Below are 15,671 nucleotides of genomic sequence, written 5' to 3'. Positions count from 1 at the left end.
CGCATGATGACATATAGATGGGGGAGCTGGAAATAGGATTGCCGTGCTGATCGTGAAGGGCTGACGGGGCGATCCTTGCCCTCTTCCGCTTCCTGGCAGAAGAGGTGCACCGGGACATGCGGGAACCGTGCTTTTGAGGGTGCTGCGCCAGAAAAGGATCCCCGGAAAAGCCAAAGGGCGAAGTCTTCTAAAAACTTCCCGCATTAGGATGGTCGAAGGCGAAAACGTCTGTTTTAAAACGTGCGGAAAGCTTTTTCAGCGGGCGTCTCGCCGGCGGGTCCCGATCCCTTCTTCGCGCCGGTTTTCTTCGGTGCCGCCGTGCGCGTGCGCTTCGGTTTGGCGGGTTCTTCCGGCTTCACGCTCTCGGCGAACTCGTCCCATACCGCCTTCTTGGTCTTTTTGATCGCCTTCAGCTCCTCCGCCCACCGCTTGTTGTTCTCCGCCGTGGAAAGCGTTGCCTTGAACGCGTGCGTGAAGATGGTCTTCTCCGGCTTGCGCAGCCCGGGAATCACCACCAGGAGCGGTACCAGGGGGAATCCCTTCCGGTCGCAATAGGCGCATAGTATGCCGAGGTCGTTCGCGTTGGAGCGCACCCAACCGCTATCGCCGAGCGCCTGCGCCAGCTGGCCCTCCTCGATCAGCAGGTCTTCCATCGGTCCATGGACGCGCTCGCGCGCCCAATCCACCAGCACGCCCGCGATTGCCTTCTGCCTGTCGGTCAGCGTCTCCATGGGGGCCCTTTCTTCACATCGTGTAAACGTATCCCCTCATGATACCGCTTATCGCTATAATCGCGAACGATAAGAAAAATGCGGTATTGACCAGTTGCTTTCCGGCCCCGCGGCGTTCGGGGCCCTCGCGTTCCGGGGCGCGCACCAGGCGGGGCCGGAAAGCTGCGCAGCCATCGCGGCGTGATGCTCGTCGGGGGGTTGCACGCACCCCGGTGCTGCGGGGCGTAACGGATCCGGTACGAAAGGCTGACTATGTTCGATGTTGGAGAAACGTTGCACGGTTTCACGGTGGAATCGCGTGAGGAGCTAGCGGAAATCGACGGCGAGGCAATCGTCATGCGCCATGCGAAAAGCGGCGCGCGCCTGCTGTATCTGCACAACCAAGACGAGAACAAGGCTTTCAGCATCGCGTTCAACACACCGCCCGCCGATGATACGGGCGTGTTCCACATCCTGGAGCATTCGGTGCTATGCGGATCTGAGAGATTTCCCGTGAAAGAGCCGTTCGTGAACTTGCTGAAAACCAGCATGCAGACGTTTTTGAACGCGCTCACGTATCCGGATAAGACCATGTACCCGGTTGCCAGCACCAACGAGCAGGATTTGATGAACCTGGTCGATGTGTACCTCGATGCGGTCCTGCATCCGATGATCCGCCACGAGCGCGAGATCTTCGAGCAGGAGGGGTGGCACTACGAATTCGCCGGGGGCGGCGATGGCTCCGATGAGGCGCATCTGATCTATAACGGCGTGGTGTTCAACGAGATGAAGGGCGCGCTGAGCGACCCCGAGGGCGCGCTGTACCGCGCGGCGAACCATGCGTTGTTCCCCGATTCGTGCTACGCTTTCGAAAGCGGAGGCGATCCGCGCAAGATCCCCACGCTCACATACGAGGGCCTCCTTGACGCGCACGCGCGTCACTACCGCCTGGACAACAGCTACATCGTTCTGTACGGCGATTTGGACGCAAACCGCATGCTCGAGTTCCTGGATGCGAAGTACCTCGGGGTCGCGCAGAGCCCCGCGCCGGGGGAGGCGAACCCGATGGGATCGTTCGATCCTGTCGTGGTGGACCATCATGTGGTGAAGATGGCCACATCGCCCGAAAACGCCACTGTGGGCGTCGGATATGTGATCGGCGATTCCCGTGATTTCGAGCGGGTGCTGGCGTGCGACGTGCTTTCCGATGCCTTGATGGGAGGGAACGAAAGCCCGATCAAGCGCGCCATCCTCGATGCCGACCTAGGCGGCGATTGCACAGCGTATCTGATGGATGCGCAGGAGCGGCCGGCGGTTCTGTTCGTGCTGCGGCACGCCAAACCCGGAGTTGCGGGGGAATTCCAGCGCATCATCGAGGAGCAGGCGGCGAAGTTGGCGCACGGGGGGATCCCGCGCGACGTGCTGGAGGCGAGCCTGTCGCAGATGGCGTTCTCACTGCGCGAGCGCGACCGCGGGATCGCCGACGGCGTGGCGCTTGCGATGAACGCGCTTTCCGGATGGCTGTACGACGGCGCGGGCGCGACGACCTACCTGCATTACGAGGAGCCGCTGGCGCGTATGCGCGCGGGGCTGGACGGACGTTACTTCGAGGATGTCCTGGAGAGCCTGGTGTGCCAAAGCGACCATAAGGCGCTCATCGACATCGTGCCGTCGGACGAGGATGCAGACGCGGAGGCCGATGAGCTCGCCGCGACGGAGGCTTCCCTCGACGATGCCGACAAGGCTGCCATTCGCGCAGACGTCGCCGCCCTGCGCGCGCGGCAGGAGGCCGACGATGCGCCGGAGGACGTGGCGAAGCTTCCCCAACTGCGTATCGCCGACATCGGTCCGGCGAAGCCCGATCCCGCGTACGAGCTGCGCAAGGGCGGCGCATTGCCGTGCCTGGCCCATATCATGCCCACGCGCAACGTCGATTACTTCTACGGATATTTCAATCTGAACGGCTTAAGCTGGGAAGACATCCCCTACGTGCAGGTGCTGTGCCTGCTGCTGGGCTCGCTGGGCACGTCTGACCGCACCGCCGCGGAGGTGGACACGTGGTCGCGCAGCCATCTGGGCAGCCTGAAGTTCTTCATCGACACGCATGCGAGTTGGCAGGATGCCGACGATGTGAGAGCGGTGCTGACGGTGAGCGCGAGCGCGCTTTCCGAGGAGGTGGGCAGCCTCGCCTCGATCCCGCGCGAGATCTGGGAGACGACGCGCTTTGACGACGTGGACCGCATTCGCGACATACTGGTCCAGCGTCGCGTGATGATGGAGCAGGCGTTCACGACCAGCGGGCATACCTGCGCCGCATCGCGCGCGGCGTCGTACGTGTACCCCATCGCCGTGCTGCAGGAGCAGATCTCGGGCGTCGAATTCTATCGATTCCTCTGCGATTTGATAGCGCGGTTCGACGAGCGCTCCGCGGACGTTGTCGCGCGGCTGAACGCGGTACGCGATGCGGTCTTCACGCGCGAGGGGTTCCTGGGGAGCTTCACGGGGAGCGAGGACGATTACGCCGCCTTCTGGCGGGCGGCCGGCGACCTCGGGCTTTCCGCCGGGGCGCCCTTAGGGCAAGATGCGCTGCGAATCCCGGTGCCGCGGATGAAGCGCGAGGCGTTCGTCATCCCCTCCGACGTCGCGTATGTGGCGCGTGGATTCGATGCGCGCGGGTTCGGCGCCTACCACGGTGTATGGGAGGTCGCCTCGAACGCGCTTTCGCTTGACTATTTGTGGAATGAGGTACGCGTGAAAGGCGGCGCCTACGGGTGCGGGTTCCGTCGCGCACCCATGGGGTACGCGCGCTTCTATAGCTTCCGCGACCCCCGCATCGACGAGACCCTTGCGCGCTATGCCGCCGCGGGGGAGTGGCTCGCAGGATTCGAGCCTTCGACGGACGAGATGGAGGGCTACATCGTGAGCACGGTTGCATCGCACGATGCCCCGGCGAAGCCGCGTGCTATCGCCCGCCGCCAAGATGCCGGGTATTTCAGCGGACAGCCGGCTGATTTCCGCGAGCGCGTCCGCAGCCAGATGCTCGCCGCAACGCCCGAGGCGCTGCGCTCGCTCGCTCCTGCCCTTACCGCCGTGGGAGCGTCGCCTGCGGTGTGCGTGTTCGGAAGCGCTGCGCTTATCGATGCCGCTGCGGAGGATTTGGAGCGAATCGATCTTCTGGGATAGCTTTTCCGCAAGCGCGTCGGATGCCGACCGCCCATCATGCGTACGGATGGAAACCGGAGCCGGAACGCTGGCAGCAAGGGCTGCGGCAGCCATTCTCTATGTACGCGGGCGGAGAAACTCCTCCTCGAATTTGGATAAGCGCCAGCCGAGGCTGCGCTCGCCGCCTGCGCGACGCCTTGAACCATTGCGGGCGCTGCTCGGCCACCTGTCGGCGATGCCGTCGCCACGCACCGATTTTCCGCCTTCGGTTCGACTCCGGGATTCCGCCGAGCGCTTGCGATGCGAAGGCGTCCCCGCCCCAGGTATCTAGAAACTCCTATCGATCTGTTCGAGCATACAGCGTATCGTTTCAATATGTTTATCGAAATACTACATGCCGTATGAGCAGCAGCCTCGGAGGGAGTTTCTAGACAGCCCGCCGAGCCGTTCTTCCTGACGGTTATCCGACCTCGCGCTTCGCCGCGTTCCAGAGCTCGTTCAGCTGCTCGGTCGAGTAGTCCTCGATGCGGCAGCCCGCGGCATGGGCGGTGGCTTCCATCTGCTCCCACCGCCGCGAGAATTTGTCGCAGCTGCGGCGCAGAGCGGTCTCGGCGTCGATATGCTCCCGGCGTGCGACGTTGACCAGAGCGAACAGCACGTCGCCGAACTCCATCTCGGCTTCCGCGCTCCGTTCGGGAGCGGCTTTGAATTCGTCGACCTCGCTTTTCACCTGACTCCAGACGTCCTCAGTCGATTCCCATTCGAATCCCACGCCTACCGCCTTGCGCGAGATGTCCTGCGCGCGCATCAGGGCGGGTTCTCCGCGGGGCACGTCCTCCAGCAAGCCGCGCGGGGCATCCGGATCGAGTCCCGCGGCGCGCAGCTTCTCCGTCCGTGCGGCATCTTTCTGCTTGCGTTCATGGGATTTCACCACCTCCCACAGGTCGAGCACCTCGTCGGCGGTGCGGGCGTTCTCCACCTCCGCTTCGGTCAGCCCGGCGGCCGCCATGGCGGCTTGCGCTCCGAACACATGGGGATGGCGGCGCACGATCTTCTCGTTCACGTCGTGCGCGACGTCGTCGATGGTGAATTCGCCGGCGTCCGCCGCTATCTGCGCTTGGAGAACGACCTGCAAGAGGACGTCGCCCAGCTCCTCTCGCATATGGCCGGCGTCGCCCTCCTCGATCGCCGCCACCGTTTCGTACGACTCCTCGATCATGTTCTTCGCGATGGAGGCGTGGGTTTGCTTCATGTCCCAGGGGCATCCGCCCTGCGGGCTGCGCAGCGCCGCAATCGTTTCCACGAACGCGTTGAATTCGGGATGGTCGGCCGCGGTGGCCGGATCCGGTACGGGGAGGTTGTTCTCTGCCATGGACAGCTCCTTTGAGGCTTTCGATGCTCGATGCTCCATGATAGCGAAGGAAAACGCTTTCGGAAAATCGCTTACCTCGAGAGCCAACTTCGCGGGTATTCAACTTTTGCGTTACCTGAATGCTCGAAAACGACCTCCCGGGCGCCAACTTCAAGGGTTTCCAGCTTTTTCCCAACCTGGATGTGCTGGCCTCTAACGAGAATAGTCTGCATTTTCGCAGGTCATAGCTGATAGCTTTCAATCCTGTCCGCTTGCGCAGCTTTCGAAAAGGCTGAAAACAAGCGAAGTTGGCCCTGGAGGGCTGTTTTTGAGTCATCCAGGCTTGCAGAAAGCAAGATACCCTCGAAGTTGGCTATCGGGGCGTTCCTCTCTCCCCGTATGCATGTCGCATGCCGAAACAGGCTCGTTTTGGGATGCGAGTTCGCTCTGCCTCATCCCCATGCAACCTGGCCGGGTCGGCTCCTGTCTCATGTCGATGCTGCAGGAACGTGCCGAACCGCCTTCTGCGGTTGCCGGCCTTTTATTGCACAAGCTAGAGCGTAATCGCCTCGGACGGGCATTCCTCGATGCACGACCCACACTCTATGCAGTCGTCGGGGTTGACAACCTTTGCCACATCTTCGACGACGATCACATCGTTCGGGCACACCTCTGCGCATGCTCCACATGCGATGCATTCTTCTGTGTTAATAGTTGGTGCTGTCATGATTTTTCCTCCTATATTCTTTCTGCCGCTTCTCGCGCAGCGGCCGCGCTCTTTTCCCATAAATGCAAATATGGGATAAAGGGCATGCATGGGTGGAGGGCACTTGGTGTTCGTTCCAGAAGTTCGGCTCTTCGAGAAAGGCAGGCGCCTCTGGCCCGCAGGCGGACGTGGATTAGGCAGGATGTCGTCCGGCGATGGATGTCTAATGAGGTTACGCCTGTGGAGACCAGAGGGGACCTTCGGCCTCGAGCCAAGCGGGCGTTCATGCAGGCCGCGGACAGCGTTCGCGGGCACGACCCCTACTTCGGCGACTACTACGACAAGAAGAAGAGGGTTGACAAAAAACACCACTACGTCGTCTTCTCCGGCGCGGCACGCAAGCTGATGGGCGTGTGCCTCGGGCTCATGAAGGAGGGCAGGCCGTACGAGCCGGCCCTGCCGGGAAACCACCGGCCGGGCCATCTCAAAGAGATCGGGCAAGCCGATTAGAACAACTGCATAAGCGTCGGCACGAACTCATGTCTAGGGCAGTGCCAGCATGCGTGCCCTTTATCCCATGTTCACTTCTCAAGGTTCTTTTTGATAATCTCGGGATTACCCCTTGATTTAAAAATGCAAGCCTCAAATGACGGACGATGGCTCTGACGGATTGAAGATGACGGATGTTTTTAACTTCTGTGCATTTTGAATGCCTCGGGGAAGAAGAGGGCCATGAAATCCATGCATCATTATGAATCAAATGACATCAACTGAATTCTCAAACCATAAGGTAATAAGAACGTCAGCTTCATTGAAGCCAGTGACCGGTCTGGTTAAACATTGGTTACCACGAGATAACTAGGTAGTGTCGTCATGAGATATGAAGCCATAGCGAAATACACTTGGCCTGGACAGCTGCGACGAAAGAATCCAGGCGCTCCGCTTCGCGTAATACGTCAAATCTTAGCAACAGGGCTTCTCGGGACACGCCCTGAGCGAACAAAAGTACGCACAGTCCGTGGCAGCGACCGTGGCCAGGATTCCTATCGCACACATCACGCAATCCTTCTCTTGAGCTCAATCGCCGTGAGGATGAACGCCTCGGCTTTCTCGGCGACTTTCGGTTTCGAGCGGCTTCGCACCCTCGCTCTTGCGTGCAATATCCTTGAGCGCGCCAGCAACTATGAAACTCATCGATCCATTCTCCATTCACTCTGATTGGCACCGAACCGACTGGCCGCATCAGCTCTTAAAGGACTGGAACATCCCGATCACCTTGCTGCAATGTCCTATCTCCTCGCTGACGCGCGTCTGAATATTGTTGAGTGCAGGTAAATGTGGTTGCTCGTACGGAAAGTCGAGACGCGTGAGCGCGTTCATTTTGACTTTGTCTTGCTATTCGAGGATCAGTCCCAAGTACCGCGCGCAACGTGCTGAGGCTTACAGGTTTGAGTACGTCGGTTGCATTGTCGACCCGGTGCATGGGTAATCCCCGCATCTAGAATCTAGACTTTTTTACGATGACAATCACTGTATGGTCGGCGCGGGAGTACAGCTCGCTTAACTCGTCAGGAAAACATGTTCCACCCCGGAACTTCGGGGTGGAACATGGCTATCTCGCCTACGATAGTAGCAGAGTTGTGCTCATAGCAGTCGTCGCGGCAGTTGCTCTCGCCAAGGATTTCGTCGGGTCAGATGTCCACAATCGTGTTCACTACCAGCTCAAGCTAGCGATGCAGAATCTGGTCAATATCGATCGTCTCAGACCTTATGGGCGGAGATATCTTCGAGTAGAGCGTCTAAAGGTAGTCGCTGCCCTTTCACCGAATCGTTTCGCCTCCATCAGCGATTCTAGGTAGCGGCCATTCCACGTATAACACCGCCAGTGACATCAACATTCGGTGCACAGTCAATGGCTACAGCAGACCCGCTTCACATTCGTCAAGATACTCGGAAAACATTTCTTCGAAATCGTATACAGTCAGGTTGTCACCTTTCCAAAGATTGGAGAACCCGTTTTCGATCGACTTGCGAAACCCCCTGTTCTTCACTTGGCAGACAGCCGATTGCTTGTCTACGGGAAATGTCAGAAAACAGCATCCTCGAGCATCGAATAGAACAACAGGAAGAAAACGATGCTTGACGTCGCGAACTATATAGTCCCCAGTTACCCTGATTTGCAGGTTCGGGTATTGCTGTATCATATTCCACATACCATAAAGATACTGCAAACGCTGTTGTGCGCCGAGCACGATGTACTTACCCCCTGCGAAAATGGACCCATCATAAACGAGCGAGTGCATCGCGTATCCATAGATCAAACACTGTATCTGCTCGCCTGCATCAAGCGCGCATACATGGCTATTACGCTGCGATTCACATCGTTGCGCCGTGTCGGCATCCATGTTATGTGTAATGTTTGCAAGCAGTTCGTCGCTGCAGAACTGTGTTCCCAACACTCCCAGCAACTGATAGCTGTACGCTCGCCAAAAAAGAGCGTCCGAGCACTCTACGGATTCGGTATGCCCGATTGGGATGCAATGGAACAGTTCGGTCGCCGTGGGCATGATTTCTCGATTTAGCGCGTTTACCGCCAAGGAGACATCGTCGCATATTGCCTCATGCAACCAGCACTTATGCGCCCAACACTGGGCAGAATATAAGAATTGGTCGCTCAACAAGACCATGCCGAACTGAGACACCAGGGCACAATAGCAATACAGCTTTACATGCGATTGGACCATAAACAGGTTGATAATGGCAACAAGGGTCTTTCCGTTCTCGATGCCGTCCAAACCGAGTTCCGGCAGCAGCACATAAATCCCACCGCTATCGAAACGCAAGTCGCGGATATAATTGGCGACGTCAATAAGGAAAATAAGCTCACCATTGTCCAGATTTTTTAAATCGACGAACATTGTCAACTTGCAGACATCGGTTGCCTTGCGGAGATCCTTCAGCCGGTCGAAGATGGCCGTCTTCCGATCGAACACTCCCCGTTCGGTAACGGGAACACCTCTCGTAGACCGCTGCTCATCCTCTTCGTATGCGTTGTACAGGTCATGGAACAACTTATCATGCTGTTCGTGTTTCTTATCATCATTCCCATCTTCGCAATCGGATGCCACTTTTGCAATAAGCGAGCAGATGTCTCTTGCCGATGCCGCGGCAGGCAGTATGTCGTTATTAACCCATTTGCTAATGTATGATACGTCGTATCCGACCGCATTTGCGATGATGCGATATTTCAATCCGTATTTGTTCATTATCTCCTTGCAGCATTTCCCGAAAGCGCCCATTGCACTTGCCCCCTTATCGCTCATCCCTTATTTCAAAGAGCAAAAGATACTTCTGCAACCCCTGATGCAATGCTCGTAAAACACTACTGAAATCTTCAAGATGTAAAATATACCAATATCAAGCAGGAGGATACGATAGCCCAAGACAGCATCGCAAATCATCGGTAAGCGATTTCCCCTACTGCTTCTCACTGATACCAGTTGCCGTTCCCTAGAGGATACAAAGAATTCATCTTTTGATTCAACTGGCATCTTTTTTCTTCATACGAACGTGGTTTTCACCTGATCCCACCTCATGGCATAGTTAGATTCCAATAGGAGGAACTCACTTAAGGATGGGGGCGCTCAGTGAAGAACAACGCCGCGTATCGCGCGTACGAGAAGCTGGAGAAAGGTTACGACGTCGTTGTCGCGCGGATAGTGGAGACAGTGAGTGCCAGGTCGTCGCCGCGCCACAATGGTGCCACAATGGCCTTCGTTGCCGATGGAAGGAACTGGGGCACCGTCGGTGGCGGTTTGCTCGAAGCGAAAACTACCGAAGAGTGCATGAAGACCTTCAAGACCAAGGAAAAAAGCCATCTTTGCCACTTCAATCTAGATGGACTAGACACAGAGGCGTTGGATATGGCATGCGGTGGAGAGGTTGACATCCTTATCGAATACTACTCAGCTGACAACCCCAATGCACTCAAATTGCCTATGCAATTAGAGGAAACTGCCCTTATCTTTGGAGCGGGGCATGTGGGATTAGCGCTTGACCCGGTTTTACGCTACATCGGGTTCAATATTATCGTGCTCGACGATCGAGAAGAATTCGCAAACCACGATCGCTTCCCTCACGCAAAAGACGTGGTAGTAATCGATTCGTACGAAGACGGCTTTCGCACTATCACGACAGACGAGAACACCTACATCATCATTGTCACGCGCGGGCATAAAGGAGACTACGCCATTTTGAAAAGCGCGTTGAAGCAAAATCATGCCTACATAGGCATGATTGGAAGCCATAAGAAAACTGCAACCATATTCGATATGCTACGCCGGGACGGAGTAAGCGAAGATGCACTGCAAACCGTATATGCACCCATCGGAGAAAGAATCTTCGCAGAAACACCTGAAGAGATTGCCATTAGCATAGCCGCACAAATGATTAGGGTTCGGTCGGGGCATGGCAATCGGTTGTAACACGGGCGCGATTCGATAAATAGTTGTGAAAGTCACAAGAACGGAAAAAATTTGGCTGGCAGCGGTTATCGTGTTGTACGCGGTCTTCAATATCCCTGGCCTACCTCCCTACGGCCAGGCTGTACCAACCATCATCTATGCTTTGGCGACCATAATCCCGTTATGGACCGCTGTTTACATTGGTCTTGTGAAAGTATGCCGTATCTACAAGTTAAAGGACAACGAGGTCCCGCACAAAGCGAAATAAGTGCTACGACATCATGATGTCGTAGATGCTGATGGTCAGACAATGTTTTCTTTCTCAGTTTAAACACAAGCACATGCGCACGAGTGCGAAGGTAATGGAGCATAGACCATGCTGAGTTCCACAACGATTTGGGTAACATTTGCTCTTTATATTTGTTTTCTCCTGAGCGTGGCTGCGTACGTCACTGTACGGGATAGGAAACGAAAGGACGGCGGCAATTTGCTTACCGCCACTGTCCCTTGGCCTGTTTTGATCATGACCTACCTCGCATCATTAATGAGCACTTGGGTTTTCTTTGCCGGCCCTGGTGCGTATTACCGCAACGGGTTAGGCTACTGGGTAGCGGAACTGAGTTACATATGTCTGTTCCCGGTAATCTCCCATTTCACTATGAACAAGGTATGGGCCTACAATCAGCAAAAAGGTCGAAAGCTTATCACCCCATCCGATTTTTATTACGAACGATTCAAAAGCCCAGCGCTTCGCACCATACTCGGACTGGTATTCCTCGCCTGCTCGTTTCCGTACATCGCCTCAGTGCTCGTCGCCATCTCTCAGGCGGCACAATATGCGACAGGCGGAGCCATTAGTTACGCAAATGCCGTCGTGGTCATTGGCATTACAATGACCGTATTTGTATGCATTGGCGGTATGAAATCCGCCGCGTTCGCCGATACCATTCAAGGACTGTTCTTCATAGCAGCCCTTTGGGTCATCGCTATCTCCTGCCTGGTCGTCGGTTTCCATGGCTCTCTCAACGAGGCGTTGCAAACGATTTGGCGCAACCCCAACACTGCTGGATTCTTCTCGTACCCGGGACCTTCAGGCACAACCACGTACGCATTCCGTTTCGGCTATCCGTTTTCCTGCGCAATAGGCTGGACCATCATGCTGCCGCACGTGTTCGTTCGATCAGGATACTTCGGCAACAGCTTGCATTCTCAGCGCAGGTTGTCCTTCGCCACGCCCGTATTACAGGTGTTCGTATGGACGGGAACCATGCTGATAGGGCTTATTGGCTTGGCGCTTGTTGACAGAATGACCAGCAGCGAAAGCGAACTGATAATCCCTTATCTAATCAACAACATTGTGTTCGATGCCAACCCGCCACTTGCAGTGTTCCTGATGTTGACGTTCTTCGTGGGGGCAACCGCCGTCGGTCTTTCCACGGCAAATGCGTTTTTAGGTGTTTCTTCGGCCATCGTAGAGTCAGATTTGCTGAAAAACACATTTCACCTGAATATCACCCCAAAAAGCGAGAAAATTATTGGACGTATCATCATTATCATTCTTGGCACGACATCAACGTTGATTGCTATCAATCCCCCACAGCTGATATTCACACTGATCATGTTTTCCATAGCCCTGGTAATGCCCCTATTTCCTGTCATGGTATGCGCATTGTACTGGAAGCATGCAACTAAACAGGCAGCGATTGCCGCCACCCTTGTAGGAACAGCACTCGTGATTATGACGTACGCTGTATGGGATATGGGCAACGTGTGGTATGGCACCATCGGGCTGCTCGCATCGACCGTCGTCATGATCGTGGTCAGCCTAATAACGTATCAAGACAACAAAGAGACAGAATCGTTCTACACGACGCTTGAGGACGCTATGAATCGGTTCTACACCATCGACGAAAAATAGCCCCGGCAATCGCTTCTCTAGCAGGAATACTGGAATGAATTTTCACTCCGATGAGGAAAACTTTCACTTCGTATAGTGAAGACGCATTCGACCTCAATCAATGCGAGCAGCCGTTCTGCAGAAGTTCGGCACGTACTCGTATGACCTCGGAAGCAATGCTGATTGCAATCTCCGCTGGCGTTTCCGCTTTAATGTAGTCACCTATTGGTGCGTGAACGGTCTTATCAGTGGAGACGTCGATGCCTTCCTCTTCCAACATCCGAAAGATCGATGCAACTTTCCGGCGGCTTCCGAGCAAGCCAATATAAGCGTGCGGCTTTTTCAGCGCAGCGCGCAAGAGACCAAGGTTCTTCTCCTGTTTGTAGCCCATCAGGAACACGTAGCTGAATTCATTGAGCTCAACCATATCCAATCCATGTTCAAGCGTAGGAACCTTCCATACCTGAGTCGCAAAAGGAAATTTGTCACGACTTACCATGCTCTCGCGATCGTCGACCATGACTATATCGAAACCGATACTCCGAAGAACAGGCTCCAATGCACTCCCTACGTGGCCACACCCGAAAATGTATGCTGTGGTTACAGGCAAAGGCATTTCATCGTACTCGAACGGGCGCTCCTTGCTGTAATATCTGACAAGGATTTTCACCGATCCACCGCTGTTGTCGCGCTGTCCATTGATATGCGAGCTGACGCCAACATCGTAGACATGCCACGATTCTCGTTCGCGAAACGTATCCCGGCATATACGTTCGATGAGCGATTCGATGCGGCCACCGCCTACGGTACCGAATTTCGATCCATCTTCCACAAGCAGCATCGACGTGCCTCGATGCCGCGGCACCGACCCCCTCGTCTCGATGATTCGAGCGGTTACGATATCCTGTCCTGAAACGAGCGCTTCACGTGCTCGTTGCTCTATGGGTTCGAAACTGCGCAAAGGCGCTGATCCGACCGCATTCTTATGTACGCAGCTATTAAGAGTCACGTACGAACCATGTCTGCCCGACCCAATCTGCATGAAATTCGAAGTCGTTTCCATGTTGCGAAGTTCAGTTGGCACGACACTCCTTTCGCAGCCATTGCGAACGGCCGGTCTTTCATCAACCAACATAGACATAGTGACTTTCCACTTTCCCAGTCACATCTTGCAATGCAGGAGATGCATGACCGCTTCGAGCGTTCCGCCGCCGATGCTTAAAGCTTTATCGGATATACTGAAGCAGTGTCCGTAGACGTCTCTCGGATCGATATCGGCCATCTTCAAACCTTGGCATACTTCGCTTCCATCCGCGATTATCCCGCGCAGATAGCCGGTAAGGCTCGCCGTCAACGGCGTATCGCCTATCATTGCTAGACATTCTCCACACTCGACATAGTCGCCGATGTCGTGCATCAAGTTCACAACGCCCGATGCAGGTGCATGCATCACCCGCTCCTTGGTGTATCCCCCGATATTCCCGGGGATACCGGTATCGGGAATGGCACTCCCGTCGTAAATAACTCTTCCGAGCGTGTGACCACGCATCGTCTCCACCACTGCATGGCAGTCTACGCCGGCGGTGAATCCGGGACCTAGTCCCACGACCACTGGCGCCATATCGATTGTCGTACCCAGGTTACGCTTGGCTAGTATTGCGTCGACAACAACATCCGGTCTCAGTTTTGTCACTAATACCGCATCAGGGTCGACGAACACGGGAATCTCACCCTGCCCGAACGCTTTTGCCATGTCGAAGGGTGTGGCGCACAGAACCGCCCGTTGCCCTTCAACGATGCACTCACCCGACAGCAGTGCTTGCGCATACGAAACTTTACGACGGATAACGGTCGGGTGCGCTATCTCCATCGCAGCTACTAGGAAACCAGCCTCGTGCAGTCGATGTATCGAGCCGGTCGCGATATCGCCCGCCCCCCGTACAAGCACCAGTTTACGGTGCTGCAACACTGCGTGTAAGTAGTCTTCTTGCGTGTCGATGTCCACATCGCCCTCATCATCCGCCTCTACGTACTCGACCGACTCAGGATAGGCTTTTAGGATCTGGCTCCCGCCTTTGTCGCCCTTCAAGGCCGCTAGCTGATTAAACCATGCAGCGCCGAATGCAACGGGATGACAAATTTTGCCATTGCAGCTCACTGCGATAATCGCGTCGTATCGACCTTGCAGCTTCTCCATTACCTCGTAAGCAACGTTCATTCTGATTGAAACCTCATCGGCTAAGAGCATGAGAACGCCCTCGCATTCTGGTGCGTTGGCTTTAAGCCATGCGATGCCTACGGTGATCGAAGACGCAAGTCCCGCCTCGGGGGTTTCATTGATTGCTACCTGAACGTTTTCCGGAAATGCAGTGTCCGCAGCGATTTTGGGCTTGGTCACCACAAGAACATTTTCGCAGAGCCGACTCGCTGTTTCCAACGACCTCTCGAGAATGGTATGCTCTTCGAGTGGCAACAGCAGCTTTTCCTCTTTCATCCTCGATGACAATCCAGCTGCCAACACCATCGCATACATCACGATTCCCACCGTCTTTCATGGAGCGATGTGACCAGACACGCATCAAAATAAGAGTGGCCGATGTCGCGCATGCAATACGCAGCTTCTTCACGACCACCATCGATCTTGTTGACAACGAGAACCTTGCGGCAATGAAACGGAGCGAGCTTGTTGTCTCTAAACCAGCGCAACTGCTCCGTAAACTCCGCCTCATCGAAAACTCGCCCCACCTTGTCGGGAGGGCAGCGATGGAACAAGGTATCATTCATTGCCTCCCCGAACGTCTCACACCCAATCACATGGATGATCAGCGTGGTCGATTGGGGAATGACCGGTTCGTTTGCCCTGTAGAATTTGTACGGTCTCATTGCTGCGCCATCTGCCTCGTTTAGTATGGTGGAGTTGTCAAGCACGGCATGCATCAGGTCAAGGCCGGGGCCATCGAACCCCTTCACCTTGCACCCGGCCGCACTCTCCGAGGCAGCAAACGTCCGTCTATTGCCGATAGCCCTGACCGCTACAGCTGCGGCAGCAGGGTTCTGTTCGACGACAACTGCACCCTTAAACTCCTTCGGGCGCTGCATATGGGTTGTCGTCGAAACCACGGCATTGCGGCCAGTTGTTGCAAGCTCGTCGCAAAGCAAATAAACCATAGTCGTCTTACCGCCCGCACCCGTCACGGAGACGAGATCGTGCTTACCAATTCCGAGCAGTTCATAAAGCGCCTTGGACATTGCATACCTCCTGCCTTTCTATGCCGCGAACACATCCAACGCATGCCCTTCTAGGCGACGGCATTCACCCCTTTGCACTATTCCTCGATGAGATGAAATGCCGTCGCAGCTCCGAACTGTTACGTATAATCGG

At 55.5% G+C, this 15,671-nt stretch carries 11 protein-coding genes; 4 read left to right on the top strand and 7 right to left on the bottom strand.

What is annotated here, in order from left to right; translation table 11 throughout:
* Positions 1 to 233 precede the first annotated feature (233 nt).
* On the bottom strand, positions 234 to 731 hold the full coding sequence (locus NOV21_RS10135; RefSeq protein WP_283170933.1) for a hypothetical protein: 498 nt from the start codon (positions 729 to 731) through the stop codon (positions 234 to 236).
* Positions 732 to 983: 252 nt separating this feature from the next.
* Between NOV21_RS10135 and NOV21_RS10130 the strand changes: the two genes are divergently transcribed.
* Positions 984 to 3,893: an insulinase family protein gene (locus NOV21_RS10130; RefSeq protein ID WP_283170932.1), complete on the top strand. Its 2,910-nt coding sequence runs from the start codon at positions 984 to 986 to the stop codon at positions 3,891 to 3,893.
* 439 nt (positions 3,894 to 4,332) lie between these two features.
* On the opposite strand, the gene mazG is transcribed toward NOV21_RS10130, so the two are convergent.
* Together mazG and NOV21_RS10120 are read right to left on the bottom strand one after the other, a co-directional pair.
* Positions 4,333 to 5,244 (bottom strand): nucleoside triphosphate pyrophosphohydrolase, encoded by a 912-nt coding sequence (gene mazG, locus NOV21_RS10125; RefSeq protein WP_283170931.1) that lies wholly within the window; start codon positions 5,242 to 5,244, stop codon positions 4,333 to 4,335.
* A 532-nt stretch (positions 5,245 to 5,776) separates the two neighbouring features.
* Entirely contained in the window at positions 5,777 to 5,950 is a 174-nt protein-coding gene (locus NOV21_RS10120) for a DUF362 domain-containing protein (RefSeq protein WP_283170930.1), read from the bottom strand.
* A gap of 219 nt (positions 5,951 to 6,169) precedes the next feature.
* Between NOV21_RS10120 and NOV21_RS10115 the strand changes: the two genes are divergently transcribed.
* Positions 6,170 to 6,439 carry a hypothetical protein gene (locus tag NOV21_RS10115; RefSeq protein ID WP_283170929.1) on the top strand — a complete coding sequence of 90 codons (270 nt, stop codon included), beginning with the start codon at positions 6,170 to 6,172 and terminating at the stop codon, positions 6,437 to 6,439.
* A gap of 1,406 nt (positions 6,440 to 7,845) precedes the next feature.
* On the opposite strand, the gene NOV21_RS10110 is transcribed toward NOV21_RS10115, so the two are convergent.
* The gene (locus NOV21_RS10110) at positions 7,846 to 9,195 is read right to left on the bottom strand and encodes a hypothetical protein (protein ID WP_283170928.1); all 1,350 of its coding nucleotides are present in this window, start codon (positions 9,193 to 9,195) and stop codon (positions 7,846 to 7,848) included.
* 381 nt (positions 9,196 to 9,576) lie between these two features.
* Between NOV21_RS10110 and NOV21_RS10105 the strand changes: the two genes are divergently transcribed.
* Positions 9,577 to 10,413, top strand: coding sequence for an XdhC family protein (locus tag NOV21_RS10105; RefSeq protein WP_283170927.1), 837 nt, complete (start codon positions 9,577 to 9,579; stop codon positions 10,411 to 10,413).
* A 355-nt stretch (positions 10,414 to 10,768) separates the two neighbouring features.
* Entirely contained in the window at positions 10,769 to 12,310 is a 1,542-nt protein-coding gene (locus tag NOV21_RS10100) for a sodium:solute symporter family protein (protein ID WP_283170926.1), read from the top strand.
* A 97-nt stretch (positions 12,311 to 12,407) separates the two neighbouring features.
* On the opposite strand, the gene NOV21_RS10095 is transcribed toward NOV21_RS10100, so the two are convergent.
* The 3 genes from NOV21_RS10095 to yqeC form a co-directional block, all read right to left on the bottom strand.
* Entirely contained in the window at positions 12,408 to 13,373 is a 966-nt protein-coding gene (locus NOV21_RS10095; protein WP_283170925.1) for an XdhC family protein, read from the bottom strand.
* 78 nt (positions 13,374 to 13,451) lie between these two features.
* A complete protein-coding gene (yqeB, locus tag NOV21_RS10090) occupies positions 13,452 to 14,834 on the bottom strand; it encodes a selenium-dependent molybdenum cofactor biosynthesis protein YqeB (protein WP_283170924.1) in 1,383 nt (460 codons plus the stop codon).
* The gene (gene yqeC / locus NOV21_RS10085) at positions 14,822 to 15,538 is read right to left on the bottom strand and encodes a selenium cofactor biosynthesis protein YqeC (RefSeq protein ID WP_283170923.1); all 717 of its coding nucleotides are present in this window, start codon (positions 15,536 to 15,538) and stop codon (positions 14,822 to 14,824) included. The genes yqeB and yqeC overlap by 13 nt, the downstream gene beginning before the upstream one ends.
* Between the last annotated feature and the right edge of the window lie 133 nt (positions 15,539 to 15,671).

Source organism: Curtanaerobium respiraculi (assembly GCF_024609215.1).
In the GTDB taxonomy this organism is placed as follows: domain Bacteria; phylum Actinomycetota; class Coriobacteriia; order Coriobacteriales; family Eggerthellaceae; genus Curtanaerobium; species Curtanaerobium respiraculi.
The sequence above is the reverse complement of the archived record's forward strand: the minus strand, read 5'-3'. Positions and strand labels throughout refer to the sequence as shown.